The sequence below is a fragment of the Methylacidimicrobium cyclopophantes genome (assembly GCF_902143385.2).
GTDB classification, from domain to species: domain Bacteria; phylum Verrucomicrobiota; class Verrucomicrobiia; order Methylacidiphilales; family Methylacidiphilaceae; genus Methylacidimicrobium; species Methylacidimicrobium cyclopophantes.
The window spans coordinates 1-2882 of record NZ_CABFUZ020000263.1 but is presented as its reverse complement, the minus strand read 5'-3'; the positions used below and the strand labels follow the sequence as shown (position 1 = coordinate 2882).

The following is a 2882-nucleotide window of genomic DNA, read 5'->3' as shown; positions in this document are numbered from 1 at the left end:
AATTTGGCCGTGAGTTCCACGGTGTCAGCCTGTGGAGAGGAAGGCTCTGGCGCACGTCGCAAGACGCGCGTGAAACCGGCCTCGAGCACGCAGGAAGTCAGCTTTAAACCGGTGTGAGCAGGAATAAGTAAGTCTGACGGAACGCTTTCTGTCGATTCCGCGATCCCTTGCGCTTACGCGAGAGTCTCCGCGACTCCCTGCGCAATCGCAGCAACAACGCCTTGTGCGGCTTGGGTCCGGGAATCTTCTCTTCCTTTTCTCCCGTCCAGAGCGTCGCCAAGACCTCGACACCGAGATCCGCTCCCGCCTCGCCTTGGTTTTCGGCTTTCGGCGGATCGGGATCTTCCCCGGTATCGACGGGGATGGAGACAAACCACCGATCGGCGACGCGGGAGACCGTAGCCGAGAGAATCTTGCCACCAAATCGCAATTCCTCGCGCATCCGCACCCAGCCAAGCTTCGGGATCCAAATGCGCGCCTTTTCAACTCGAAATGGATCGTTGGTGAGCGTGAACCGATCGTCCACGTTTTTCCTTCGGAATTGCGGATAGCGGGCCCGACCGGCGAAGAAATTTTCAAACGCACGACCGAGTTGGATGATGGCCATCTGCGGGGCGTTCTTGGTTACTTCCCGCAACCAGGGAAATTCTCGGTCTTTGATCGCGTTCTACTGGCGCCGGAGCGCTGTTTGCGACGGCTTAGGCAAGCTCTTGTCGGCCTTCCACGCCTCGTATTGCCGTTTCCACTCGGCCAGCGCCCAGTTGTAGGCGAAGCGGGCGGTCCCCGCCGCCTTTGCGAAATCGGTAGCCTGCACATTGTTGGGCCTGAGCGCGATCTTGTGGGCGGTCAGCATCTCTCCGATTCCTCCACGGCCTGTTTCAGGCCATCGAGAAGTTTCTGATTCTTCCTGGACCGACTGCCATAGAGCCGGGCGCTGAACACGGTGATGATCTGCACCACGTCCTTTGCCAAATCTTCCTCGAAGGTCGTGTCCTCGCCTTGGTTGAGGATGACCACCTCCACGTTCTTCGCTTCGCAGATGGCAAAAACCAGCTCCGCGCCGAAGCGCAGCAATCGATCTTTGTGGGTGAGGACCAGCCGCCCAACCTGCCCGTCGATGATCGCGTCCAGAAGCCGCTTCAAGCCCTTTTTGTGATAGTTCATCCCCGAGCCGAGATCGGCGATGACCTCGAACGTCCAGCCTTGTCTGGCGCAGTAGAGTTCCAGAACCTGCTTCTGCCGTTCCAGATCGTCTTTCTGGTCGTGGCTGGAGACGCGGGCGTAGGCGATCGTTCGCCTCTTCGCCTCGTCTCCAGCGCGGAACATCCCAGGACGCAGTCTCACCAAGTCATAGCGCCTACGCCCACCCGCCGTCCGCTCGTCGGGAAAAAGCCGGCCCTCGCGCTCCCAACGGCGTAAAGTCTGTGCCGAAACACCAAGCGCTTCGGCCGCTTCTCGGATGCCGACCAGCTTGCGAGCCATGCGCAATTTATACATGTTCGCGCAAGAAGGCGCAACGAATGCGTTAGCAGTTCAAACCCGGTTCGTGCGCCATCCTGTCGCTGGCGAACATCCCGGTCTTGTGTTCTGGGAGCCGGCTGCGGGATTTGAACCCGCGACCCGCAGTTTACAAAACTGCCGCTCTGCCGCTGAGCTAAGCCGGCATGGGGAGTGAGTCGAGGGATCCTAGGTCGGCCATGGGGAGAAGTCAAATGGCGCGCTCTCTCGGAAGATCGGGGAAAGTCGGGAGTGCCATCGATGGAAAACCCTTACCAAAAACCATGAAGAAAGTGCCGGATAGAAGTTTGACAGCGACGAAGGAAGTGATCCAATAATCCAAAGCTCGTAATTGCGGTAACTCCGGAAAGCGATGGGAAAATCGGACGCACGGCCGAAAAGGAAAAAAAAGAAGCAAGCGAACGGGTCTCCAGCCGAATCGAATGGGGTTGCTCCCAAGCCGAAGTGTTGGGGGAAAAACTTGCTTTCGCAGTGGCTTTCGCTCAATCCTTTTCGCAGAATCCACGAATAGGCGGAGCCTTGTTTCTTCCCATCGCGGGCGGATGATTCCGGAGCAGAAGCCTTCGATTCCCCGAAGCAGAATTCCGATTTGCTCTTGCCTCAGAATGCGGATCGGGATTGGGATGGGTCATGATCCGCACCTCTTTGACGGAGAAGGAGGAGCAGCGCCGCATATTGCGCAAGAGGCTCGCCGAACGGAGCGAGGACGAGCGAAAGGCTGCGAGCCGGCTGTTGGCGGAGCGGCTCGTGCTCCTTCCGGAATGGCAGGCGGCCCGCCGGGTGGGCCTCTTCGCCTCGCTTCCGAGCGAACCGAATACCGATCTTCTCTTCGAGCGGGCGCGCCAGGAAGGCAAGCGGGTCTTTTACCCATGGTTTCGCGGTGAAAATCGAAGCCTAGGCTTCGCCGAGGTCGAGGCGCTGGAAGCGCTGCATCCTGGGCCGCTTCGGTTTCGAGAGCCGGTGGCTGTCGAGGTTGGGGAGGAGATCGAAGTGGACCTTTTGTTGATTCCCGGACTCGGATTCGACCGGAGCGGGATGCGGCTGGGAAGGGGCGGCGGATCCTACGATCGGACGCTTGCGGAGTTGCGCCCTGACGTCGTCCGGGCCGGGCTCTTCTTTTCCTGGCAGGAGCTCCCTCGGGTGGCTGTGGAGGTCCATGATCGAGGAATGGATATCGTGGTGACCGAAAAGGAGCTGACCCGGGTCGGGAGAAGGGAGTAGAGAGGGAGAGCGAAGGGCGTGACCAAGGGTTTTCTAGCAGGCCGGGTGGCGGTCGTCACCGGGGGAAACAGCGGTATCGGCAGGGCCGTGGCGCTGGCTTTGGCCGAAGCGGGGGCTTCGGTGGCGGTCGCCGCGCGCCGAGC

3 protein-coding genes, 1 tRNA gene and 1 pseudogene are annotated in these 2882 nt (G+C 60.0%); 2 read left to right on the top strand and 3 right to left on the bottom strand.

From position 1 onward, the window contains the following. Positions 1 to 142: 142 nt before the first annotated feature. The 3 genes and pseudogenes from FN369_RS10725 to FN369_RS10715 form a co-directional block, all read right to left on the bottom strand. Positions 143 to 853, bottom strand: a pseudogene (locus FN369_RS10725) (RNA-guided endonuclease InsQ/TnpB family protein); the annotation flags it as partial. Continuing rightward, on the bottom strand, positions 847 to 1482 hold the full coding sequence (locus FN369_RS10720; RefSeq protein ID WP_142526129.1) for an IS607 family transposase: 636 nt from the start codon (positions 1480 to 1482) through the stop codon (positions 847 to 849). The pseudogene FN369_RS10725 and the gene FN369_RS10720, both read right to left, overlap by 7 nt. A 110-nt stretch (positions 1483 to 1592) precedes the next feature. Beyond that, positions 1593 to 1664 (bottom strand) — tRNA-Thr (locus tag FN369_RS10715). Positions 1665 to 2148: 484 nt separating this feature from the next. Here FN369_RS10715 and FN369_RS10710 point away from each other — a divergent pair. Both FN369_RS10710 and FN369_RS10705 read left to right on the top strand, forming a co-directional pair. After that, positions 2149 to 2739: a 5-formyltetrahydrofolate cyclo-ligase gene (locus FN369_RS10710; RefSeq protein WP_142526128.1), complete on the top strand. Its 591-nt coding sequence runs from the start codon at positions 2149 to 2151 to the stop codon at positions 2737 to 2739. Between the two features lie 18 nt (positions 2740 to 2757). After that, on the top strand, positions 2758 to 2882 hold a 125-nt coding region (locus FN369_RS10705), incomplete at its 3' end, for an SDR family NAD(P)-dependent oxidoreductase (protein ID WP_142526127.1).